Origin of the sequence: Streptomyces mangrovisoli (assembly GCF_000974985.2) — a bacterium.
Taxonomy (GTDB): domain Bacteria; phylum Actinomycetota; class Actinomycetes; order Streptomycetales; family Streptomycetaceae; genus Streptomyces; species Streptomyces mangrovisoli.
Genome location: NZ_LAVA02000057.1, coordinates 25,791 through 48,804, shown reverse-complemented (window position 1 = coordinate 48,804; position 23,014 = coordinate 25,791). Strand labels below are relative to the sequence as shown.

Genomic DNA, 23,014 nt, shown 5'->3' with positions numbered 1-23,014 from the left:
CCCGGCCGGGTCACGATGACCGCGCCGACGGACGCACCCGCGTCCGCCGACGACCGCCCGGCGCCGTCCGCCGGCCGACGGCGGGCGGCGACGGCCGGTGCCCTGGTCGCCGCGTTCGGCGGCTTCGCGGGCTTCAACCTGACCCTGTCCGCGATGCCCGCGTACGCAGTGCGCTCCGGCGTCGGACCGTCCGGCGCCGGAGCGCTCACCGCCACCCTCATGGCGGCCACCCTGGTCGTCCAGCCCTTCACCCCGTGGCTCTTCGCGCGCCTCGGGCGCAGACGTTCGCTCGCCCTGAGCGGTGTACTGCTCGGGCTGCCGTGCGCGGTGCTTCCGACGGTCACCGCGCTGCCCGCCCTGACCGGCCTCGCGGCCGTGCGCGGACTCGGCTTCGGCGTGTTCGTCGTCGCCGGTGTCACCTTCACCGCCGAACTGTTCCCGCCCGGCAGACGGGGACGTGCCATCGGCTGGTACGGCGCGGTGGTCGGTGTCTCCGGGGTGGTGGGGGCTCCGCTGGGCATCGCGCTGGCCCGGCGGGGAGCGTACCCGCTCGACTTCGCCCTGGCGGCGGCCGCGGCCGCGCTGATCCTGGCCGGCTCGCTGGGCTTCCCCCGCGCCGGGGCCGCCGTCCGCCCGGCCGGACCTTCCTCGACACGCCGCGGGACATGGCGGGCGCTGCGCCCGATGGCCGGTCCGCTCGTGGTGGAGACCGCCTCCACCACGGCCTACGGCGTCGTCTTCACCTTCCTGCCGCTCACCGCCCCGGCCGCGGCCGAGGCGCTCCTCGCCGCGCAGGCCGCCACCGTCCTCGCGCGGCTCGGCGCAGGCCGGCTCATCGACCGGTACGGGGGCCGCCCGGTGCTGACCCCCGCCGTGGCGGCCACGGTGCTCGGCACCGCCGCGGGCGCCGCCTCTCACGCGCCGGCTCTGCTGGTGGCCGGTGCCGCCCTGTTCGGGGCGGGGTTCGGGGCGGTCCAGAGCGCCACGCTGGTGCTCGCGATGCGGGCGGCCGGCGACCACCCCGCCGGTCTCGGCGTGGCCGGGGTCGCGTGGAACGTCGCCTTCGACGGCGGTACCGGGATCGGCTCGCTCGCGGGCGGCCCCCTGCTCTCCCTGGGCGGACCGTCCGCCCTCTTCCCCGCGACGGCCGCTCTCCTGGCCGTGGCCCTCCTCGGCGACCTCCTCGTGGCACATCCGCCGGAGGGCGGGAACGACGGCTCGGGGCCGGACGGATGACCGGCGGTCGATTGTCGGCCGTTCGCCTTGCTGAAATTCCGTTCCGGTCGCCGACAAGTGCACTCGACTCAAGCCCAGTTGATAGTGTCGGGTCATGCGGATCGGCGTGAATGTACCCAATTTCGGACCGGGCGCGAACCCGGACAACCTGGCCCGCTGGGCCAAAACATCGGAGGGTCTCGGATTCGACCTGCTGATGCTCTCCGACCATGTGGCGATTACTCCGGACGTCGCCAGGCAATATCCCGCTCCATTTTACGAACCTGTCACAACTCTCGCCTGGCTGGCCGGAATCACGACCAGGATCGAGCTGGGCACCACCATTCTCGTCGCGCCCTACCGGCACCCTCTGCTGGTCGCCCGCATGGCCGCCAACCTGCAACAACTCAGCGGCGGTCGGCTGATCCTGGGCGTCGGGGTCGGCTGGGCCCGCGAGGAGTTCGAGGCGCTGGGCGTTCCCTTCGAACGCCGCGGCGCGCTGACGGACGAATACCTCGAGACCATGCGCGCGGCATGGGACGACGACGCCGACTATCGCTGCGGACAGATTCCGATCTGGATCGGCGGCAACAGTGACACCGCTATACGGCGGGCAGTTCGTCTCGGTTCTCCCTGGCATCCGCTCCGATTCACGATGCCCTGGTTCAGAGAGTCCCTGAACCGACTGAAGGAATTCGCGGACGAGATCGGCCGGCCCGTTCCGGAACTGGCCCCGCGTATCTGCCTCCGGCTGACGGAAAGGCCGGTCGACGACCCGGATCGCCGGGCCGGCGAGGGCACCGTGGAGCAGATCCTCGAGGACATCGAGGAACTGCGCCGCGCAGGTGCCGAGACCGTGCTGCTCGATCCGTACCAAGGCGATCCGGACGAGACCCTGCGACCCGAGGCGGCATGGCAGGCGCTGGCCACCGTCGCCGCCCACCGGCCGTAGCCCACACCCCCGAGGACATGGAGTCACAGTGACCCTGAACGACCGCGGCCTGCCCGAGGGCGGCAGCGACCGCGCCACCACCGTCGACGCATCCGAACTGCCCTATCTCCGCCGCTGCATCGAGCTGGCGGCCGAGGCGGTGGAGGCCGGGGACTGGCCCTTCGGATCGGTGCTCGTCGACGCGGACGGCAAGATCCTCGCCGAGGACCGCAACCGTGAGACCACCACGGGCGACCCGACCCGGCACCCCGAGTTCGAACTCGCCCGCTGGGCCGCGACCCACCTCGGTCCCGAGGAGCGGGCCGCGGCGACCGTCTACACCTCGGGTGAGCACTGCCCGATGTGCGCGGCCGCCCACGGGTGGGCGGGCCTCGGCCGCATCGTGTACGCGAGCTCTTCGCAGCAGGCCCGGGAGTGGAAGGCCGAGTGGGGTGTGCCGGTCACCTCGCCCCTGAGTCCGCTGACCGTCCAGGATGTCGTGCCCGGCGCCGTGGTGGCGGGGCCGGTCCCGGAACTCGCCGCCGAGGTACGCGAGTTGCAGTGGCGCTTCCGTAACGGGAACAGCGCGGGCGACTGACGTCGTACGCGCAACGAGAACGGGGCCTGGCGGCGAATTCGCTGCCAGGCCCCGTTCTCGTTGCGGCCAGTGGGCCGGTCGGCCGGTCGGCCGGAGGGGCGCGGGTCAGACCATGAACTGGTCGTACTTCGCCATGTGTTCCTGAAGCTCCTCCAGGCTGGGATTGCGACCGTTGGCCGTCAGGCGCCCCAGACCGCGGAAGTAGTCCTCGCGGTTGTAGATCGGGTAGAACATGATCAGCAGCGTGGCGTCCTCGTTGCCCCGGTTGGTGAAGCCGTGCGGCTCGCCCTTGGGGACGTAGGCGAACGCGCCGGGCTCGCCCACCACCTTGCGGTCGCCGATGGTGAACTCGATCTCGCCCTTCACCACGTAGAACATCTCGGTGGACTGCTTGTGGATGTGCGGGCTGGCACCGCTCGCCTCCGGAGCCATGTGGTGCTCGAAGAAGCCGAACTCGCCGTCGGAGTCCGCGGTGACGAGCTTGAGATACGTCCTCTTGGTGTCCCGGATGTTGACGAACTCGCCTTCACCGGCCGGAACGTACAGCGGAACGGACATGTGTCTCCTCAGATAGTGATCGACTGCGCCGACCCGGCCACGGAGCCGGCGCGCAGGGGTGGTTACGTGGCTTCGGCCAGAGCCGGGTCGGGTTGCGGCCTGGCGTCGACCTGCGCCTGCGCCCATCGCCCGACGAGCGGGGCGGCGAGTCCGCATGCGGCGAACAGCGCCGCCAGGACGACCCAGCCCGTGGTGCCGGTCGTGACGACCAGGCTGACCAGGACCGGTGCCGCGATCTGCTGGACGGCCACGCCCAGCCAGAAGACCGAGAGATAGACGCCTTCCTCGCCGGGCACCGCGAGCAGATAGGAGCCGCCCCAGCCGCCGGCGGACTGGAACAGCTCGCCGCCGGTCAGCGCGACCATGGCCAGCAGCAGCACCCCGACGGCGAGAACGACCGGCAGCTTCGGCGCCGCGACGAGCAGCAGGCAGCACACCGCGAGGGAGAGACCGGCCCACACCAGCGCCCGCGCGGAGCCGGCGAGGGTGTCGGTGCCCCGGCTGGCCCACACCTGAAGGGCCACCGCGAGCACGGTGTTGACCGCCACCAGCGGGGAGATCAGCGCCGAGGAGACGTCGGTGTGTCCGACGATCCACAGCGGGATGCCGATGCTCAGCAGGGTCATGTGCATGGTGAGCACGGCGTTGATTCCGGTGAAGGACAGGAACGACCCGTCCCGCAGCACCTTGACCGAGAAGCGTCGGCGCAGGCTCCTGGCCGGCGCGCTGAGCACCGGCAGCCGGGCGGCCAGGCTCGCGAGCACCGCGAAGGAGGCCGCGTTGACCAGCAGGATCGCGGCGTACCCCGCCCGGGTGTCGATCAGCAGCCCGACACCGCCCAGCAGGGCGCCGACCGTGAAGCCCACGTTGCGCAGCGAACGCAGGGTCGCGACCACCCGGACCCGGTCGTCGGCCGCCGTCACCTGCCCCACCAGGGCCTGTTCCATCGGCGAGGCCGCCTTGTCGACCAGGCCGAGCAGGCACACCACGGTCAGGAACTGCCACAGGTTCTGCACGAACGGGTAGACCACGAAGCAGGCGCAGCGCCACAGGCTCACCCCGACCAGCACCTTCTTCGGGCCGATCCGGTCGGCCAGGACGCCGATCGGGATCGCCGTGCCCAGGGCGACGACGGCGGACAGGCTCAGGCCGGAGCCGAGTTTCCCCTCCGACAGGTGGACCGACCTGGTGATGAAGGGTACGGAGACGGCCAGGAAGGCACCCGTGCCCACCGCGTCGATCATCGCCATCACGGCGAGACGTAAGCCGACCGACCCGCCGGGCACGGACCCGCGCCATCCGCGGACGCGTTGCCACAAACCAGACATGTGTGTTTCCTCAATCGGTAGTGATGCGGATGGCGGCGTCCGCGTCCAGGACGCGGTGGTGGGCGGTGTCCGCGTCCGGCCCGGTCGCGATGACATGCCCGGCGCGGTCCCATGAGGACGCCCACGGCCGGACCTCCTGGCCCGCCTCGACATCCACCTCCGCGGCCTCGACACCCGACAGCCCCCGCGCCGTGTCCACCCCGGCGACCTCCGCCACGGTGCCCGGCTCGGCGGCCAGGAAGCGGATCGCCGAGCTCCGGCTCGCGGAGCGGGGCAGCGTGACGGGACGGCCGGCCAGCAGGTCGATCAGGGTCAGCCTGATCCGGGTGCCGTAGGCCAGGTCGACGAGGTCGATCAGGTAGTCACCGGGGCAGCGGCCCGCGCATTCGACCAGCGTGGGGCCCGCCCCGGTCAGGATCCACTCCGCGTGCAGGATGCCCGTACCGAAGCCGGTCGCGGCGACCAGCGCCCGCATGGCCGTCCCGAACGCGGCCTGGGTGCCGTCGTCGAGCGGGGCGGGCAGCAGGTGGCCGAGTTCGACGGGATACGGCCCCGGGATCACCGTCTTCGCCGTGACGTTCTCGAAGATGATCTCGCCGTCGCGCACCAGCGCCTCGACGCTGTACTCGGGACCGTGCAGGCGTTCCTCGGCGAGGAAGCGCCAGGCCAGCTGCCGGTCGGGCACCTGCTCGTACTCGGCGGCGGACGAGGTCCGCTCCCACGCGCGGGCCGCGGTGACGGTGTCGACCGAGTCCAGCAGTTGTACACCGACGCTCGCCTGCCGGTTCGCCGGCTTGACCACCACCGGGCCGTCCCCGGCGAAGTCGACGATGTCCGCGGGGCCGTGCACCTCGCGCCAACGGGGATTGCGCACGCCGCCCGCCCCGGAGACCTCGCGCAGCCGGACCTTGTCCCGCAACGCCAGCGCGGCCGACTCTGTCGCTCCCGGCAGCCCGAGCTTCTCGGCCAGGGCGGCCGTGGCGGGCACCGCGTACTCCAGACCCGGGACGACGGCCGCGACGGGGCGCGTGGCCGTCAGCTCGGCCGCCAGGTCGAGGGCGCCGGCCGACTGCTGATAGCTCGCCGGGACGATCCGGTCCAGGCAGTCGAAGCGGGCCGCGGCGTCCTGGAGTTCCCGCTTGCGGATGATGTCGGGCTCCTCGATCACCACGACCGAACCGCTGGGCACGCTCCCGTCGATCGCGCGCAGATAGGCCGCGTTGTAGCCGACGAACACCACCTGTGCGCCGGTGGCGGAGGCGGTCATGGCGACCTCCTGGCCGTGGATGTGGACCGCTGCATGTCAGTGCCTCTCTCGGGGTGGGGGGAGTCGTGGACGACGGTGCTCATACCGGCGTGCCGAGCGCCCCGGTGCGGCCGTCCGCCCGTACGGGGGTGTCGTCGACGACGACCTCGATGGCGGCGAGCACCTCCGCACAACGGGCCTGGGCCGCCGCGGGGGTGGGGCCGTGGACGATGACGTGGCCGTGCCGGCTCTTGGAGTCGCGGACCGCCGGCACGGTGTCGCCCGGGTGCAGCCGGAGGGTCAACTCGTCGACGTGGGGCAGGCGGGCCGCCGTCTCCAGCCCGCGGATCTCGTCGACCCGGCCGGGCGGGAAGGTGAAGAACCGGACGATGGCGGTCGCGGTTGCGGGCGCGGCCTTGGTCGTCGTCCGCTCCGTGGGCTCGGTGGGCTCGGTGGGCGAGGCGGGCCCGGCCGACCTGTCCGCCAGCGCGGCGAAGATCGCCCGCTCGATGTCGAGTCCGGTCGCCAGCTCGACGAGCCGCGGTATCCGGTCACCACCGAGCCGGGCCTGCGACTCGACGATGCGCGGGCCGCTCCGGGTCCAGATCACCTCGGTGTGCGCGGGGCCGAAACGATATCCGCACGCCGTGAGGAACTCCGTGGTGAGCTCCTCCAGGGCCCGTCGCCGGTCCTCGGGCAGCGGCGCCGGATGCACGTGTCCGACCTCCACGAACAGCGGCGGCGGCCCCAGCAGCTTCTCGGTGATGCCCACGACCTGGTGCCGGCCGTCCCTGCTTAGCGTCTCCACGCTGTATTCGGGTCCCCGCAGATACTCCTCGACCAGGAACGGGCCGTCGTAGCCGTACTCGTCGACGAGCGCGGTCCACTCCGCCCGGTCCCGCGCCTCCCGCCACAGGAACACCCCTCGACTGCCGGCGAGCGCGGCGGGCTTGACCACGGCCGGGTAGCCGATCCGCCCGACCGCCTCCGGTACGTCCCGCCGGGTCGGCGCGGCCTCGAAGGAGACCGGGGACAGCCCGCGCTCGGCGAGCAGGTCGCGCATCGCGTGCTTGTCGGCGAGGAGACGGATCGCGGCGGCCGGGTTCAGCTCGGCGCGCAGGTCCTCGGCCACCTCGTAGGCGGTGACCATCGTCTCCTCCCTGCCGAGGTGGTGGATCACCGTGGCGCGCTGCTCCTCGGCCACCTCGCGCAGGGTGCGGCGCAACGTCTCCGGGTCCTGGAAGTCGGCCTCCACGTAGCAGTCCGCCAGCGCGCGTACGTCGGCGAGATACTCGGGTGATTCCAGCCGGGGGTCCCAGATCGCCCCGACCCAGAACCCCTCGGCCTGTGCCTTGGTCACGAACTGGCGGTACGGCATCACCAGCAGAAGGCGGGGCCGGTCGTCGGCGGGTCCGGGCGCGGTCACCGGTCACCGCCACCGGAAGCGTCCCGGGCGGGAGCCGATCGCCCGGCCCCGGCGGGAGCCGAGCCGGCGCCCCCGGCGGGGGCCGGGTCGCCGTCCCCGGCCGGAACCGACCCGGTCCCCCCACCCGGCACCCGTTCGGCCTCGCGACCGAGCAGGCTCAGATACCGTTCGCCGCTGTCGGGCAGCACGGTGACGATGCGGCGGCCCCGGTACTCCGGCCGGGCGGCCAGGACACCGGCCGCGTGGACGACGGCGCCGGCCGAGACACCGACCATCAGGCCGGTGCGCAGGGCGAGTCGGCGGGTGGTCTCCAGGGCGTCCGCGTCGGAGACCGGGACGACCTCGTCGATGAGGGCCCGTTCCGTGGTGGGCGCGATGAACCCGCCGTTGAAGCCCGGGATGGTGTGCGTGCCGGGCTCGCCGCCGGACAGCAGCGGTGAGCCCGCCGGTTCCACGGCCACGATCCGGACCGCGGGGTGGCTCTCGCGCAGATAGTGCCCCGCGCCGCTGAGCGTGCCGCCGGTGCCCACCCCGCAGACGAACACGTCGATCCGCCCGTCGGCGTCGCTCCAGATCTCCGGGCCGGTCGTCTCGTAGTGCGCGCGGGTGTTGTCCGGGTTGTCGTGCTGGCAGCAGAACCAGGATCCAGGGGTCTGCCGGTGGAGCTCCTCGGCCTTGTCGACCGCCGCCTGATAGCCGCCCGTGTGCGGGGTCCGCACCACCTCCGCGCCGAGCGACCGAAGCATGGACACCCGCTCCTGGGTGGCGTTGTCCGGCAGCACGATGACGCAGCGGTAGCCGCGGGCCGCCGCCAGCGCGGCCAGCGAGATGCCGGTGTTGCCCGAGGTCGCCTCGATCACGGTGCCGCCGCCCGGGGTGAGCGCCCCGCGTTCCTCGGCGCCGCGCAGCATCGACAGCGCGGCCCGGTCCTTGCTGCTGGACCAGGGGTTGAACAGCTCCAGCTTCGCCAGCACCTCGGCGTCGGCGGGGACCCCGTCCACGATGCGGTGCACGGGCAGCCGGAGCAGCGGCGTACCGCCGATCAGATCGACCAGGGAGTCCGCGACCGGGCGCCGGGTGACGGGCTCGGTGCGGATGCTGATCTCCTGTGCGGCGGCCTCGGCGGTGCGCGCCGCGAGTTCGGCGGTCTCGGCCACCACGAGCACATGGCCGGCGCGGTCGCCGTTGCGGCGCAACTCCCGTACGACGGAGCCCGCCTTGGGTTTGACGACGACCTCCTCGACACCGGGCAGGGCGGCGGCCCGCTGCCGGCCGCTGACGGAGACGACCCGGCCGGGCCGTGCGGTCAGGTAGCGGATGGCGGCGCCGCCGACCGGCCGCTCGGGCAGCACCCGGGCCGGCAGCGGCTGGCCGAGGTACTGCCGGGCCACCAGCTCCAGGGACTTGATGCCGAGGGCGCGGTCGACGAGGTAGGTGATCTTGCCGCCGGCGGGCCTGGGGTTGATCTCGATGAGCTTGGGTCCCGACTCGGTCACCTTGATCTCGACATGCGCCATGCCGAGGTCGAACCCGACCGCGCGGAGCGCTTCCACGGCCAGGTCGCCGCAGGCGCGCACCACCGGCTCGGGCAGGCTGGAGGGGAAAGTGTGGGCCAGCTCGACGAAGTAGCCCTGCCCGACGACCGACTTGTCGGTCACCCCGAACACCTCGTAGCGGTCGCCGTCGGCGAGCACCTCCACGCTGACCTCGGGGCCGCTCAGATACTCCTCGACCATCAGCTCGTGGTAGCGGGCCTGGCCGCGGGTGTTCTCGACCCGGGACCGGATCAGCGCGACGTGCTCGGCGGCCTGCGCCGCGGTCTCCACCAGCCGGACGTCTGCGCTGCTGGTCTCGTCGGCCGGCTTGACCACGCAGGGCAGTCCGATCTCCGCCGCTGCCGCCTCGGCCTCGGCGGGGTTCCGCACGGTGCGGAACGCCGGTATCGCGACGCCGAGTTCGGCGCAGCGGCGGCGCATCAGCGCCTTGTTGCGTGCCGTCGCGACGCCGTCGACGCTGACCGTGGGCAGTCCGAGCTGGACGGCCACCTGGGCGGCCACGACCACGTCGTACTCCGCCAGGGTCAGGAACGCGTCGAAGGGGTGCTGGGCCCCGGCCGCGTGCACGTGCGGCAGGAGCTCTTCGAGGACGTTCGTCTCGCAGTGGACGATCTCGTCGACGTAGTCGTCGAAGTAGGCGGGCCCGCCCGGTACTTCGAGGTACCGGTCCAGGTCGCGGGTGAAGAAGGTGACCCGGCAGTCGAGTTCCTTGATGATCTGCAGGCCTTCGAAGCCGGATCCGGAGAGATTGCTCTCCACGACACCGACGTGAATCATGTCTGCCTCCGATGGCGTGCCGACAGGGGGTCGGCGGGAACGGCGTGCGACGAAAGACGGGCGGGGCGGGCCGGGGTCGGCCCTCACCAGCACCCCGAGGTGGCGAGCGCCCGCAGCAGCCGGTCGGCCTCCTCGCGGTCCGCGGCCGACAGCGGCTGTACGACCTCGGCCGCGGGAGCCATCACCCGTGCGCCCGGCGGCACATCGCCCAGGACGAGCGCCCCGGCGCCGATCAGCGCGTCGTCGCCGACGGTGAGCGGACCGAGGACGATCGCGTTGGTGCCGAGCACCACCCGGTCGCCGACGACCGGATGCCGGCGGGCACCGGGTTCTCGGCGGCCGTCCCGCCACCAGCCGACCGCACCGAGGGTGACCTGGTGGAAGATCGTGACGTCGTCGCCGACCTCGGCCGTCTCCCCGATGACCACCGCCGCCCCGTGGTCGATGAACACGCGGCGGCCGAGCCGCGCACCCGGATGGATCTCGATGCCGCCGGTGACGGCGCGGGCCATATAGGCCAGGAGCCTGGCGAGTTGACGGTGGCCACGGGTGTACAGGGCATGGGCCACCCGGTGGGTCCACAGTGCGGGCAGCGCGGGATGCAGCAGCGCCTCCGCGCGGGTGCGGATCGACGGGTCCCGCGCCACGATCACGGAGAGGTCCTCCCGCGCCCTGCCGATCACCCTGCGCATGCGATCCTCCGTGAGCTCATGTCCTGGTTCTCCGGTGCCATCGGCGAGAGGGGCTGTCGGTGTCTGCGAACGGCTGGACAGGCGTCAGTAGTTGGGTGCCTTGACCAGCGTTCCGGTGCTGTTGACGATCTCCGGCAGGTACACCTGCTCGGCCCACACGTCCTGGGCCACCGGTTCGAGGGCTATCGAGACCGCGCCCTCGTCGACCGAGAACGCGGTCCGCACGGCGCTGGTGATCGCGTCGACGAGGGTGGAGATCTGGTCGGCTTCGAGGTCGTTGGGGAAATGCTTGATGCTGACGTGAGGCACTCCGATGGCCTTTCTGGGGAGTCGCGCGGCCCGAAGGGCGGTCACGAGTTCGGCTATTCCGTTCGTGCGCAGCAAGGCGTAGTGGTCGGCCGCGAGCCGGCCGACCCTCGGGGGTGTGGTGGACAGCGCGTGGCCGGAGTCGAGGAAGGAGTCCTGGTCGCCGGCGGCGCGCAGGACCGTGATCGGCGCCTCGACGCTGCGCTCGGCCAGTTCGTGGGGGGCGTACTCGAAGAGGAAGGTCTGGCGCACCACGCCGACGATCCGGCGCACCAGGTCGCGCTCCAGGTGCTCGAACCGGCCGCACACGAACGCGACGAAGGAGTCTTCGTCGTGGGTCGCGGCCAGACACGCCTCGAGGGCGGACCGTTCCAGGTTCCCGGCGAACACCGAGTAGAGGATCGAGACGAAGGTGGGGTCGCTGTAGCTGACCGCTGCCTCGCCGGACGAGCCGTCGCGGACTTCCACGGGCGGTTTGCCGGGCGCGATGAGGATCAGCTCGTCGACCCGTTCGCCTGCGCGTTCCAGCCGATGGGCCGCCTCGAACGCGACCCGGGCCCCGAAGGAGTAGCCCCACAGGGTGTACGGGCCGACCGGCTGTACCTGCCGGATCAGTTCGATGTCCTTGGCGACCGTCTCGTCGAACGTCGGGTACGCGTTCTCGCCCGGGTTGATGCCGTGTGCCTGGACACCGAGGAACGGCCGGTCCAGGTCCAGCCTGCCGGCCAGCAGGCGCAGGCTCATCGGGTAGCCGCCGAGGCCGGGCCAGCAGAAGACCGGCCGCCCGGCGTCCGAGGCCCGCAGCCGCACCAGTCGGGGCAGCGTGGTCGCGGGCTCCCGGTCGACGCGGCGGGCCAGCTCGGCGATGGTCGGCGCGTCGAACAGCACCTGGAGCGGCAGGGAGCTGCCGAGCTGCCGGTTGATCCGGCCGACCAGGTTGACGGCGGTGAGCGAGTGGCCCCCGGCGGCGAAGAAGTTGTCCCGGATCGAGACCCGCTCCTGCTGGAGCACGGCGCGCCACAGGGCGGCGATGGCCTCCTCGGTCGGCGTGCGCGGGGGGACGACGGGTGCTTCGGTGTCGTCCACGGCGGCCTGGTCGAACGCGCGCAGGGCCTGGTGGTCGACCTTGCCGTTCGGGGTGAGGGGGAAGGAGTCGAGCACGGTGACCCGGTTGGGCACCATGTACGGAGGCAGGGATTCGGCGAGGTTGTCCTTGACGATCTCGGCGGGCCCCCGCATGTGGACGGAGTCCTCCTTCATGCCCTCGCTGAGCCGCTGTTCGGCGCTGATCCGGCCGCCGACGGCGAAGTAGGAGGCCGTGTCCGGGCCGAGGCCGAGGATGTCCGCGACGCGCCGGGCGGACGGCAGGGGGTTGCCGGTCTCCGAGCTGTAGCCGGAGGACATCAGCCCCAGGTCCAGGCCGTTCATCTGAAGGCGCTGGAGTGCCCGGCCGAGGTCGACATAGCGCTGCCAGGGTGCGGGAGCGTGCCCGATGATGCTGACCCCGAAGCTCGCGCGGTCGTACACCTCCTGGTTGATGGCGATGACGTCCTGCTTGCGGATCAAGTGGTCGGACACGCGCACCAGTTGGCCGCCGTCGTACCGGTACTGGCCGCCGTCCAGGTCGGCGATCCGGCCGGGGTGGGCCTGCACGTAGAGCTCCACCGGGCTGTCGTCGGCCGGGGCGGCGGCCGTCTCCACCTCGTAGGTGGCCAGGTAGTGGTCCTCGTCGGGGCAGCGCAGGACGTCCTTGACCTCGGGCACGGCCGGGCGGGCGCTGATGCGCAGCCCGTATTCCGGCAGGACGTGGTCGAACAGCCCGACCATGTGGCCGGCTTCGAACTGGAGAACTTCCTGGATGTTGTTGCGGTAGACGGGCTCGATCGCCGGCCGGTGCCCGACGAAGTGGACGCGCAGCCTCGGCGGGCCGGCCGGGGCGGGGGCGATCAGTACGAGCCGGTGGGTGATCGGGTGGTGGTAGTAGTAGCCCGCGTCGAGGCCGGCGATCCCGGACAGCTCCAGGTACAACTGCGTGGCGTACAGCGAGCCGGGGGAGGCGTACCCGTATTTCGGCAGGAGCCGCTCGCCGCTCGGGAACTGCCCGAAATAGCGCAACAGGGTCCCGAGTTCGGACAGGGTCAAGGTATCCGGGTCCCGGGGCGCCTCCGGTTGTGCGGTCGGAGGGGCCAACAGGGCCAGGATGTCGGACCGTCCGACCTCCCCGCCCTCGTAGAAGCGGTACGTCTTGCGGGCGTACACCGTGCGCCGCTGCCCCGCCGTGGCCGAGCGTCCGGGCAGGTCGACGACGACCGGCCCGTCCTCCGAAGGCGCATCCTCCTGCGGCACGCCTTCCTGACGGACCCCCAGATTGCTTAGCTGTGCCTTGAGTTGCAGCCTGCTCTGCTTCGACTGGTGGTGGGCGCCGTGGTTGCCCTGGTCCATCAGGGCGGCCCGCTGGGGGTCGAGTTCGATGAAGGCGACGAGATTGGCGCCGAGCCGGGCGTCGTCGCGGACCAGGACGGCGGCGCGCTTGACCCAGTCGTGCTTCTCGATGGACACCTTGATCTCGTCCAGCTCGACCCGGAAGCCGCGCAGCTTGACCTGGCTGTCGGTACGCCCGAGGAACTGCACGGTGCCGTCGTCGTTCCACCGGGCCAGGTCGCCCGTGCGGTACAGGCGGGCGGAGTCCGGGTCCGTGGCGAAGGGGTTGGGGACGAACCGTTCGGCGGTCAGCTCGGGGTTGTTGAGATACCCACGGGCGAGTTGGCGTCCCGCGATGTGAAGTTCACCCGATGCGCCGGGTGGCACGGGCCGCCGGGAGGCGTCGAGGATGTGGAAGCTCATGCCCCGGACCGGACGGCCGATCGCTATGTGGTCGGGAGCGTGCTGGACGCTGCCGCGGTCCACGGTGTGGGCCGACGCGTTGATCGTGCACTCGCTCGGCCCGTACAGGTTGACCAGTGTCAACTCCGGTAAGGCGTCGAGCAGTTCGACGGCCAGGGTCCGGGTGAGTGCTTCGCCGCCGCTGAACAGGTGGGTGAGCGACGCGCAGTCGGACAGCCGCCCGGTGTCGACGAGCGCCTGGAGCAGCGTCGGCACGCCCTGAAGAGTGGTCACCTGGTGTGCCACGACCAGGTCGATGAGCCCCCCGGGGTCGGCGTAGCGACCCGCTTCACTCATCACGACGCTGCTGCCACAGGCCGGTGCGAGGATCTCCCACTGGGCCGCGTCGAAGCTCAGGGGCGTCTTCTGCAGGACCGTCCGGTGTTCGTCCAGCCCGTGCTCGTCGGCCAGCCAGCGCATCTGGGCGGCGATGCTGCGGTGTTCGATGCCGATGCCCTTGGGGTTGCCGGTGCTGCCCGAGGTGTAGATGACATAGGCGAGGGTGCGGCCCCGCGCGCCGGCGGACGAGGCACCGGAACCGGTGACGTCCGGTTCGGTGCCCGGACCCGGGCCCAGGCCCGAGCCCGGGGCCGTGGCCCGACGCCGGTCCCCGGCCGGGGCGTGGTCCTGGTCCTGGTCCTGGTCCTGGTCTTGGTCCTGGGCCGGTGTCCGAGCCTCGCCGACGGTGACGATCGTCGTTCCCGGCGGCGTCATCGCGGCCAGCCGGGAGGCCAAGGACTCGTCCGTCACGATGACCTTGGTCCGTGAGTCCGCGATCATGTAGCGGACCCGTTCGTCCGGGTACTCCGGTGACAGCGGCAGATAGGGGGCGCCGGAGTGCAGGACGCCCCAGACGCTCACCATGAGGCCGACGGACGGCTCCATGAAGATGCCGACCGGTTCATCCGCCGTGGCGCCGAGGTGCCGCAGCCGGTCGGCCATGTTCGTACTGCGCTGACGGAGCTGCTGGAAGGTCAGCCGCTCCGTGCCACAGGAGACGGCGGTGCGGTCGGGCTGGGCGAGCGTCGCCGCGCGCAGCATGTCGGAGAGGGATAATTCCTCGGACCCCGTGAGTTTCGCCATCATCCTTCGAACCTGGAATTCGTCATGGTGGGTTGACGCGCGTAACCCGCCCGGAATGCAGGCAGGGGAAAGCGCGTCGGGTGACGGGATTCAGCAAAAGCGGGAGGCAGCCGGAAGGCGTACGACGCCTATGCGATCGGCTGCCGGAACGACCTGCCGGGACCGTACGGTGCCGGGCCGGCGCTCAGGGCCTGCCCGTACATCGCTCACGGGGGGCCTGCGCTCGCTCAGGGCGTCGCTCGGACATGCCCATCCACGCCTCCCCCGGCCGGTCAGTAATGGCTGTGCGTTCTCGTGCCTTCCCCTGGAAGGCGCGGTGCGGCCGAATCGAGTCGGTCGCCGCTGTGATCAATCGGAACGTACACGACGGAGATGGCCGACGCGAGACTCAGAAATCGGCCGCATCATCCCTTTTCTGATACTTCTCGCCCGTGCTCTCTCGGCCGGGCCGTGATGGCCGAAGTGTTGCGCGGTGCAAATCGGGGGACGTTGCTCCGGTTGTCGGACGTACGCACGACGGCGAGGCGTGGTCGTTCGGTCGGTGCTGCGGCGACAGGCTTCTCGGTCGCGCGCCGGGGCGCCGGCCGTCTGCGGCAGTGAATGCTCAATACATCCATGTGTGCGGCGTCGTCGGGCGGCGAGGGCGGGTCCTTAAAAGAGCGTTCACAGAGCCGCAACGGAAGGCGTTGCGGGGCCGGCCGGGACCGGCGGATGCCGGGTGAGAAGACGATCACCTCTCGGGAAGGACCGCACCGCGCCGGGTGCCGCACCGCACGAAAGCTGACGGGCCGACCCCGCCTCCTCCATCTTGCTGCATCTATATAGTTGTTGCAAGTTCTTCGCAGTAAGCGTCTAGGGTGGTCGCGGAAGATCACCCACTCCGAAAGAGGAGCCGCCTCATGGGCGCCTACGTGCTGCCTGATCTGCCGTACGACTACTCCGCGCTCGCGCCGGCCATCACCGGCGAGATCCTGGAGCTGCACCACGCCAAGCACCACGCCGCCTACGTCAAGGGCGCCAACGACACCCTGGAGCAACTCGCTGAGGCCCGCGACAAGGACGGGATCACGCCCACCGGACTGGTCGGCCTGGAGAAGACCTACGCGTTCAACCTGTCCGGTCACGTCCTGCACTCGCTCTTCTGGCAGAACCTGTCCCCGGACGGCGGCGACCGCCCCGACGGCGCCCTCGGCACCGCGATCGAGGAGCACTTCGGCGGCTTCGAGGCGTTCAAGAAGCAGCTCACCGTGGCCACGACCGGCGTGCAGGGCTCGGGCTGGGGCGTGCTCGCGTGGGAACCCCTCGGCAGGCGACTGATCGTGCAGCAGGTCTACGACCACCACGGCAACGTCGGCCAGGGCAGCACCCCGTTGCTCGTCTTCGACGCGTGGGAGCACGCCTACTACCTCCAGTACAGGAACGTCCGCCCGGACTACGTCACCAAGCTCTGGGACCTGGTCGACTGGGAGGACGTCGCCGCCCGTTACACCGCGGCCGCCGGCGCCTGAGGGTGGGCTGTCCCGGGATCTGTGAATCAGATGACCCATCCCGAAAACATCTGTTGGACAGGTCTTCGGGGCGCGGCCGAGGATGGCTCATGCGGTAGCCACGCCGAAGCGACACCGGCAACGGCTGCCGCCTGAGCGGAGGTTGCTGAATTGTCGAGTGAAGAGACCGACGTGGTCGTCGTCGGGGCGGGCCAGGCGGGCGTGGCGATGAGCGAGCACCTGGGCGCCCACGGCATACCGCACATCGTCCTGGAACGGCACCGGATCGCCGAGCGGTGGCGTTCGGAGCGGTGGGACTCCCTGGTGGCGAACGGGCCCGCGTGGCACGACCGCTTCCCGGGGCTGGAGTTCTCCGGCGTCGACCCTGACGCGTTCGCTTCGAAGGAACAGGTCGCGGATTACTTCTGCGCCTACGCGGAGAAGATCGGGGCGCCGATCCGGTGCGGTGTCGAGGTGACGTCGGTACGACGGCACACCGGCCGGCCCGGCTTCCGGGTGGAGACCTCGCAGGGAGTGGTCGACGCGCGATTCGTCGTGTCCGCGACCGGACCGTTCCAGCGGCCCGTGATCCCGCCCGTCGTCCCGGCCGGTGCCGTCGCCCTCCAGATCCACTCCAGCGCCTACCGCAATCCGGGCCAACTGCCGGACGGCGCCGTCCTCGTGGTCGGCGCCGGCTCCTCGGGGGTCCAGATCGCCGACGAGCTGCGCAGGTCCGGCCGTCGTGTGTTCCTGTCCGTCGGCCCGCACGACCGTCCGCCCCGTGCCTATCGCGGACGGGACTTCTGCTGGTGGCTCGGTGTGCTCGGGCTGTGGGACCTCCAGACGCCTCCGCAGGGCGCCGAACACGTCACGATCGCCGTCAGCGGCGCCCGCGGCGGCCACACCGTGGACCTCCGCGCGCTGGCCGCCGACGGTGTGCACCTCGTCGGCCCGACCATGTCCCACGAGAACGGCGTGCTGCGCTTCGCGCCGGACCTGGCCGCCAACATCGCGCAGGGCGACGCCGGTCACCTCGCGCTGCTGCGGGCGGCCGACGCCTACGTCGAGCGCAACGGGCTCGAACTCCCCGAGGAACCGCAGGCGCACGTCCTCGGGCCGGACCCGGACTGCGTGACCCACCCGCTGGCGGAGCTCGACCTCGCCGAGGCCGGTGTCTCCTCGATCGTGTGGGCGACCGGCTTCGCCACCGACCACGGCTGGCTGGAGGTCGACACGTTCGACGACCGGGGCCGGCCGCAGCACAGCCGAGGCGTCTCCCGCGAGCCCGGCGTCTACTTCCTGGGTCTGCCCTGGCAGTCGAGGCGGGGGTCGAGCTTCATCTGGGGGGTCTGGCACGACGCCCGCCATGTCGCCGACCACATCGCGACCCAGCGGGGCTACCTCGCCTACGCCACCGGCACGCCGGCCGTCGTCCGGAACAACCCGGGAGGGGCCCGATGACTTCCACGCAACAGGGCGGCTCGTCGAGCCGGCACCGGACGCGCCGGGCGAAGCCTCCGATCGTCACCGGCGGCCACACCCGCGTCCGCCCGTTCAACACCCGTGACACCTATCCCGAGCAGAACCTCGACAACGACCTCTGCCAGGCCGTCGTCGCCGGGAACACCGTGTACGTCCGCGGCCAGATCGGCCAGGACCTGGACACCAGCGAGTCCGTCGGCATCGGCGACGCTCAGGCCCAGGCCGAGCAGGCGATGGCCAACATCAAGATGCTGCTCGAAGAGGCGGGCAGCCGGATGGAACACCTGGTCAAGCTGACGATCTACCTGATCGACCCCCGCTACCGCGAGGCGGTCTACCGCACGGTGGGCCGCTGGACGAAGGGCGTCCACCCGATCTCCACCGGCCTGGTGGTGTCCGCCCTGGCCCGCCCGGAATGGCTGTGCGAGATCGACGCGATCGCCGTGATCCCGACCGAGGACTCCGTGATCCCGACCGAGGGCTCGGTCATCCCGACCGAAGGCTCGGTGGCGCCGGCCGAGGACTTGCCGGTTCCGGCCGAGGACGCGGTGGCCACGGCCGAGAACGCGGCGATCCCGACCGGGACCGCAGCCGACCCGAAGGAGCCGGCATGACCTTCTCCCTCGTGGTCCGCGACGGCGAACGGTTCGGCGTCGCCGTGAGTTCGTCGAGCCCGGCCGTCGCGGCCCGTGTCGCCCACCTGCGCCCCGAAGTCGGCGCGGCGGCGTCGCAGAACATCACCGATCCCACCCTCGGCACCGGCCTGCTGGACCGGTTGGCCGAGCACGGCGACGCGGCACGGGCCCTGGCCGACGTCACGGGCGGCACCCGGGACATCGACTACCGGCAGCTGACCGTCCTCGGCCGCACCGGACCGGGATACGCCCACAGCGGAGCGCACACCCTCGGGACCCACGCGTCGGCCACCGCGGACGGCGCGGTCGCGGCGGGCAACATGCTCGCCGGGGCGCACATCCCCGACGTCCTCCTGGACACATACCTCGCGACCGCGGGCGAGATGGAGGAGCGGCTGCTCGCGGCCCTGCGCGCCGCCGTCGCCGCCGGTGGCGAGGAGGGGCCGGTGCGCTCCGCGGGCCTGGCGGTCGTCGCGGACGTGGGCTGGCGGGTGACCGACCTGCGCGTGGACTGGGCCGACGATCCCGTCGAGCGGCTCGCCGAGCTGGTCTCCGTATGGCTGCCGCAGCGGGACGACTATGTGCGGCGCGGCCTGGACCCCGCGTCCGCGCCGTCGTACGGCGTTCCGGGCGACCTGTGATGGGGACGCCGAAGGAAGTCGTCCGGCACGAAGTCGACCGCCACGCCGAGGAGTTGATCGCACTCTCGGAACGGGTGCACGCCGACCCGGAGACCGCCTGGGAGGAACACCGGGCCGCGGCCGCCGTGCCCGAGCTGCTGGACCGGGCCGGCTTCGCGGTCACCTCCTCGTACCTGGGCCTGGACACCGCGTTCCACGCCCGGTCCGGCAGCGGGCCCGTGCGGGTGGCGCTGTGCGCCGAGTACGACGCGCTGCCCGGACTCGGGCACGCGTGCGGACACAACCTCATCGCCGCCAGTTCGGTGGGGGCCGCGCTCGGGCTCGCCACCGTGGCCGATGACCTGGGCCTCACCGTGGAGGTGTACGGCACACCGGCCGAGGAGGGCGGCGGCGGCAAGATCGAGATGCTGGAGCGGGGCGCCTTCGCGGGGGTGGACCTGGCCATGATGGTGCATCCGGCGCCGGTCGACGTCGCGGAGGCCCGCCCGTTCGCGGTCAGTCACTCCCGGATCTCCTACAGCGGCAGGTCCGCCCATGCCGCGGCCTATCCCGAGGCCGGCGTCAACGCGGCCGACGCCTTCACCGTCGCCCAGGTCGCGATCGGGCTGCTCCGGCAGCAACTGCCCTCCTCGGCCCGCGTGCACGGGGTGGTCACCCATGCAGGGGACGCGCCGAACGCCATCCCCGAGCGGGCGAGCGGGCGTTGGTACGTGCGGGCGGAGACGCTCGCCGAACTGGCCGAGCTGGAGCCGCGGGTGATGCGGGCCTTCGAGGCGGGAGCCCTCGCGACCGGCTGCGAGCTGACGATCGAGCCGGAGAGCCGACCGTACGCGGAGTTCCGCAACGACGAGAGCGCCCTCGCGCACTACCGGGCGAACGCGCTCGCCCTGGGACGGCGGTTCGCGCCGCCCGGCCAGGCCGCGCGGATGAACCGGGCCTCCACCGACATGGGCAACGTCTCCCAGGTGGTGCCGGCCATCCACCCCTGCATCGGGATCGGCTCGCTGCCCGCCACCAACCACCAGCGCGAGTTCGCGGCGCACTGCGTCGGGGGCGACGCCCAGCGCGCGCTGCTCGACGGGGCGGTGGCGCTGGCCTGGACCGGCGTGGACCGGACCGCAGCAGCGGTGACGTGAGGGCGGGGCGGCGGCACGCGGCACGGGTCCGGCCGCCCCGCCCGCCTGCGGGCACCGCATAGGGTTCGGCCAGGACACGAACGGTCAGGTGCAGAGGTTCCCTATGACGTCGCCGGTGGGCTTCACGTTGGTTCAGCTCCGCTACTTCCTCGTCGCCGCCGAGTGCGGCTCGATGACGGAGGCGTCGGCGCGACTCCACATCGCGCAGTCCGCCGTGTCCACCGCCGTCCACAACCTGGAGCGGGACCTGCGCGTGCAGCTCTTCATCCGGCGCCGGGGCCGGGGTCTGACACTGACGCCGGCGGGGGAGCGGCTGCGGCAGCAGGCGCGCGACCTTCTCGCCCGTGCGCGAGAGGTGGAGCAGGAGGCCCGGGGCGAGGGGGAGACCCTCTGCGGGCCGGTGGCCGTCGGCTGCTTCGTGACCCTGGCCCCGTACTACCTGCCGGCCCTGTTCAGCGCCTGCACCAGCCGCTTTCCGGGCATCGAGATCGATGTCGTCGAGGGGGAGGCGGACCAGCTGGTCCAGGCGCTGGGCGCGGGGCGCGTCGACTTCGCCCTCACCTACGACCTCGGGCTGCCCGGTGACGTGGAGCTGGACGGCGAGACGGTCGCCACCGCACCCGCCCACGCGATCGTCCCCGCCGGGCACCCGCTGGCCGGGGAGTCCTCCGTGGAGCTGAGCCAACTGGCAGCCGAGCCGATGGTCCTGCTCGACCTGCCGCACAGCCGCGACTACTTCCGTTCGCTGGTGGCCGCCACCGGCATCGCGCCCGACGTGCGCTACCGCACGCAGAGCTACGAAACGGTACGGTCCCTGGTGGCCCGGGGACTCGGCTACTCCGTCCTCAACCAGCGGCCCGCGACGCGTCAGACCTACGGCGGCGGGGAGATCGCGGCGCTACGGCTGCGGGACGCGGGCCCGCCCCTCGACGTCAAGCTGGCCTATGTGAAGGCCATGACCCAGACCGCCCGCGCCGGGGCCGTCATGGCGCTGCTCCGCGAGATCGCCGCCGAACGCGACACCGCCTGAGCCCGGTTCTCCCACCGCGAAGCATCCCCGGGAAGCGCGCCCTACAGCGACGGGCAGCCCGTCACCGCTCGCGCGTGCGCCAGGATCAGGCGCGCGGCCTCCTCATGTCGGACGGCCGCGTTGTGGCTGATGATGTGCAGGCCGAAGCCGTCCTCCAGCGCCACCAGCGCGTGGGCCAGGTCCTCGGCGCTCCCGGTGAGCGCGAACGCCCCGGTGGCCGCCCCGACTTCCAGCGCGCGGGCGTACAGCGCGACCTCACGGGCGTAGAGGGACGTCATGAGCTCGGCGTGTCCGGCGCTGCGCCCGGCCCGCCGGTGCAGTTCGTAGAGCAGGCCGTGTTCCGCGTCCTCCGCGGTCCGGGGCAGGCCGCTGTCGATCAGGGCCCGCAGCCGCCGTACCGGGTCGCCGGCGGGAGCGGTGTCGTAGGCGTCCCGGCGGTCGGCCAGGAAGCCCTCCACGGCGTCGCGGTGCACCTCCAGGACCAGGTCGTCGAGCTCGGGGTAGTAGTACAGGACCGAGCCCTGTGAGACACCCGCGGCCTCCGCGATGTCCTTGATCCGCAGCCCCTCCAGCCCGCGCTCGGCGATGGCGCGGCCCGCCGCGTCGACGAGCGCTTCGCGACGTGCCGCCTGGTTGCGTGGCCTTCCCGGCTTCCCCATGGTGGTTAATTCTCTGTTACCTGAGCCAGTTCTTGCAAGCAGTTGCCGCCCAGGGCATTGACGCGCCGTTCTCCTATTGTTTGAATCTCGATTCAAAGAAATAAGGGCGGTCCCGCCCGGGACACGCCCTGGCGCCGCCGCGCCGGCACCCGACGTCATCGCGTCGCCGCCCGCCGCCCGCCGCCCGCCGCCCGCTGTCCGCCGCCCCAGCCGCTCGGCCGCGCGCCGGAGCGCGGTCGCGGAAAACCGGATGCACGCAGCGTGACGATCCCCCTACGCTGGACACGCGTTACGGAGCCGCCCACCACCGGTTTCCTCCGGCCGGGCGTCAACCCGCGAACTCAGGGTTACTCTCTACAACGCACCGGCGGTGGTCGCCCCACCCCCAGCGCCCCGCCGGACGTCCTTCGGCACGTTCGGTCAACCACGCCCACGGAGGCCCTGTCATGGGCACCATCGTCATCACGGCGACCGTCGTACTGGTCGTCCTCGGATTCGGAAACCACGTCTGGTGGCTCGCCGCCGTCGCCGTTCTCCTCCTCCACCTCCAGTACGGCCGCAGCTCCTCGGCGTCCTCGCCGGGCGGCGGAGCCCCGGCCGGCGGGGGAGCGCCGTCCGCGGGGACGCCGGCGTCCTACAAGGCGTACCGCGACCGCCGGGACCGCCAGGCCAGGTGGGAGCGCCGTTACCGGCGCGAGCGCCCGCTCGAGTCCCGGCGCCAGGAGCGCGAGAAGAGCAAGTGAGCGAGGCGTTCCCGGTCACAGACCGGGGGCGCCCCACACCGGGAACCAGCGGCTGAGGTCCTGCTCGATCCGCAGATCGCTCGCGAGGGCCGCCTTCACCTGGAGTTCCAGCGCGTTGTCGCGCCGCTGCGCCGACCCGGGCAGCGGCGCGAACGGATAGAAGGTGCCGCGCTTGTAGAGGTAGACCAGCGCCAGGGGCCGGTCCTGCTCGTCGGTGAACCCGGCCAGTGAGCACAGCAGTTGCGGGCCGAAGCCGTTGACCTCCATCGAACTGTTCACCGCGTGCAGGTCGTTGACCAGCTGGGTCAGCTGGTCGGGCGCGCGGCGGGAGACCAGCCAGGAGTAGCCGTACGCGTCCCGGGAGAGCTCCACCGGGCTGCCGGCCCGGCCGGCGTCCGCGTCCAGGAGCGCCTGGACCTCGCGGTGCGTCTGCTCGAAGGCGGCGCCCTCGACGGTGGCGAAGCAGACCGCGCCCCGCCCGGTCGGGGTGAAGCCTGCCGCCGCCTCCAGCGTCACGGCCGCCGAGGGGAGCGCGAACAGCCGGTCCAGATCGGGTGCGACCGGTTTCGTACGGCCGAGCAGGATGTCCAGCAGCCCCATGC

Annotated in this window: 19 protein-coding genes and 1 pseudogene; 10 read left to right on the top strand and 10 right to left on the bottom strand. The window is 71.9% G+C overall.

The features are described 5' to 3' along the window. Nucleotides 1-15: 15 nt before the first annotated feature. From WN71_RS23325 to WN71_RS23315, 3 genes are all read left to right on the top strand, one after another. Entirely contained in the window at nucleotides 16-1,236 is a 1,221-nt protein-coding gene (locus tag WN71_RS23325; RefSeq protein WP_052743011.1) for an MFS transporter, read from the top strand. Nucleotides 1,237-1,330: 94 nt separating this feature from the next. After that, nucleotides 1,331-2,167 (top strand): LLM class flavin-dependent oxidoreductase, encoded by an 837-nt coding sequence (locus WN71_RS23320; RefSeq protein ID WP_046584810.1) that lies wholly within the window; start codon nucleotides 1,331-1,333, stop codon nucleotides 2,165-2,167. Between the two features lie 34 nt (nucleotides 2,168-2,201). After that, entirely contained in the window at nucleotides 2,202-2,744 is a 543-nt protein-coding gene (locus WN71_RS23315; protein ID WP_240529730.1) for a nucleoside deaminase, read from the top strand. Between the two features lie 105 nt (nucleotides 2,745-2,849). Here the strand turns inward: WN71_RS23315 and WN71_RS23310 are convergent, their stop codons facing one another. The 8 genes and pseudogenes from WN71_RS23310 to WN71_RS23280 form a co-directional block, all read right to left on the bottom strand. Then, nucleotides 2,850-3,302 carry a cupin domain-containing protein gene (locus WN71_RS23310; RefSeq protein ID WP_052743012.1) on the bottom strand — a complete coding sequence of 151 codons (453 nt, stop codon included), beginning with the start codon at nucleotides 3,300-3,302 and terminating at the stop codon, nucleotides 2,850-2,852. A 62-nt stretch (nucleotides 3,303-3,364) separates the two neighbouring features. Continuing rightward, a complete protein-coding gene (locus WN71_RS23305) occupies nucleotides 3,365-4,630 on the bottom strand; it encodes an MFS transporter (RefSeq protein WP_167382949.1) in 1,266 nt (421 codons plus the stop codon). 10 nt (nucleotides 4,631-4,640) lie between these two features. Continuing rightward, a complete protein-coding gene (locus WN71_RS23300) occupies nucleotides 4,641-5,897 on the bottom strand; it encodes an ATP-grasp domain-containing protein (RefSeq protein ID WP_046584811.1) in 1,257 nt (418 codons plus the stop codon). Between the two features lie 79 nt (nucleotides 5,898-5,976). Then, the gene (locus WN71_RS23295) at nucleotides 5,977-7,302 is read right to left on the bottom strand and encodes an ATP-grasp domain-containing protein (protein WP_052743014.1); all 1,326 of its coding nucleotides are present in this window, start codon (nucleotides 7,300-7,302) and stop codon (nucleotides 5,977-5,979) included. Then, nucleotides 7,299-8,654, bottom strand: a complete 1,356-nt coding sequence (locus tag WN71_RS42830) for a pyridoxal-phosphate dependent enzyme (protein ID WP_420856521.1) — start codon at nucleotides 8,652-8,654, stop codon at nucleotides 7,299-7,301. The genes WN71_RS23295 and WN71_RS42830 overlap by 4 nt, the downstream gene beginning before the upstream one ends. Before the next feature lie 24 nt (nucleotides 8,655-8,678). Continuing rightward, nucleotides 8,679-9,635, bottom strand: a pseudogene (locus WN71_RS42825) (ATP-grasp domain-containing protein); the annotation flags it as partial. An 83-nt stretch (nucleotides 9,636-9,718) separates the two neighbouring features. Next, nucleotides 9,719-10,327: a serine O-acetyltransferase EpsC gene (gene epsC / locus WN71_RS23285; protein WP_046584812.1), complete on the bottom strand. Its 609-nt coding sequence runs from the start codon at nucleotides 10,325-10,327 to the stop codon at nucleotides 9,719-9,721. 84 nt (nucleotides 10,328-10,411) lie between these two features. Further along, nucleotides 10,412-14,602: an amino acid adenylation domain-containing protein gene (locus WN71_RS23280; RefSeq protein WP_046584813.1), complete on the bottom strand. Its 4,191-nt coding sequence runs from the start codon at nucleotides 14,600-14,602 to the stop codon at nucleotides 10,412-10,414. 896 nt (nucleotides 14,603-15,498) lie between these two features. On the opposite strand from WN71_RS23280, the gene WN71_RS23275 reads away from it, so the two are divergent. The 6 genes from WN71_RS23275 (at nucleotide 15,499) to WN71_RS23250 (ending at nucleotide 21,010) form a co-directional block, all read left to right on the top strand. Then, nucleotides 15,499-16,107 carry a superoxide dismutase gene (locus WN71_RS23275; protein ID WP_046584814.1) on the top strand — a complete coding sequence of 203 codons (609 nt, stop codon included), beginning with the start codon at nucleotides 15,499-15,501 and terminating at the stop codon, nucleotides 16,105-16,107. Nucleotides 16,108-16,257: 150 nt separating this feature from the next. Further along, nucleotides 16,258-17,547 carry a flavin-containing monooxygenase gene (locus WN71_RS23270; protein ID WP_046584815.1) on the top strand — a complete coding sequence of 430 codons (1,290 nt, stop codon included), beginning with the start codon at nucleotides 16,258-16,260 and terminating at the stop codon, nucleotides 17,545-17,547. Beyond that, on the top strand, nucleotides 17,544-18,182 hold the full coding sequence (locus WN71_RS42820; RefSeq protein WP_240529723.1) for a RidA family protein: 639 nt from the start codon (nucleotides 17,544-17,546) through the stop codon (nucleotides 18,180-18,182). The genes WN71_RS23270 and WN71_RS42820 overlap by 4 nt, the downstream gene beginning before the upstream one ends. Beyond that, nucleotides 18,179-18,844 carry a DUF1028 domain-containing protein gene (locus WN71_RS23260; protein WP_046584816.1) on the top strand — a complete coding sequence of 222 codons (666 nt, stop codon included), beginning with the start codon at nucleotides 18,179-18,181 and terminating at the stop codon, nucleotides 18,842-18,844. The genes WN71_RS42820 and WN71_RS23260 overlap by 4 nt, the downstream gene beginning before the upstream one ends. Next, nucleotides 18,844-19,980 (top strand): M20 family metallopeptidase, encoded by a 1,137-nt coding sequence (locus WN71_RS23255; RefSeq protein ID WP_046584817.1) that lies wholly within the window; start codon nucleotides 18,844-18,846, stop codon nucleotides 19,978-19,980. Before WN71_RS23260 ends, WN71_RS23255 begins: the two co-directional genes overlap by 1 nt. A 103-nt stretch (nucleotides 19,981-20,083) precedes the next feature. Next, complete coding sequence (locus WN71_RS23250) at nucleotides 20,084-21,010, top strand: LysR family transcriptional regulator (RefSeq protein WP_046584818.1); 927 nt, start codon at nucleotides 20,084-20,086, stop codon at nucleotides 21,008-21,010. A 41-nt stretch (nucleotides 21,011-21,051) separates the two neighbouring features. Here the strand turns inward: WN71_RS23250 and WN71_RS23245 are convergent, their stop codons facing one another. Next, a complete protein-coding gene (locus WN71_RS23245; RefSeq protein WP_046584819.1) occupies nucleotides 21,052-21,669 on the bottom strand; it encodes a TetR/AcrR family transcriptional regulator in 618 nt (205 codons plus the stop codon). 446 nt (nucleotides 21,670-22,115) lie between these two features. On the opposite strand from WN71_RS23245, the gene WN71_RS23240 reads away from it, so the two are divergent. Further along, nucleotides 22,116-22,412, top strand: a complete 297-nt coding sequence (locus tag WN71_RS23240) for a hypothetical protein (protein ID WP_046592442.1) — start codon at nucleotides 22,116-22,118, stop codon at nucleotides 22,410-22,412. Between the two features lie 15 nt (nucleotides 22,413-22,427). Here the strand turns inward: WN71_RS23240 and pspAB are convergent, their stop codons facing one another. Then, the gene (gene pspAB, locus WN71_RS23235; RefSeq protein WP_046592443.1) at nucleotides 22,428-23,012 is read right to left on the bottom strand and encodes a PspA-associated protein PspAB; all 585 of its coding nucleotides are present in this window, start codon (nucleotides 23,010-23,012) and stop codon (nucleotides 22,428-22,430) included. Nucleotides 23,013-23,014: the final 2 nt, after the last annotated feature.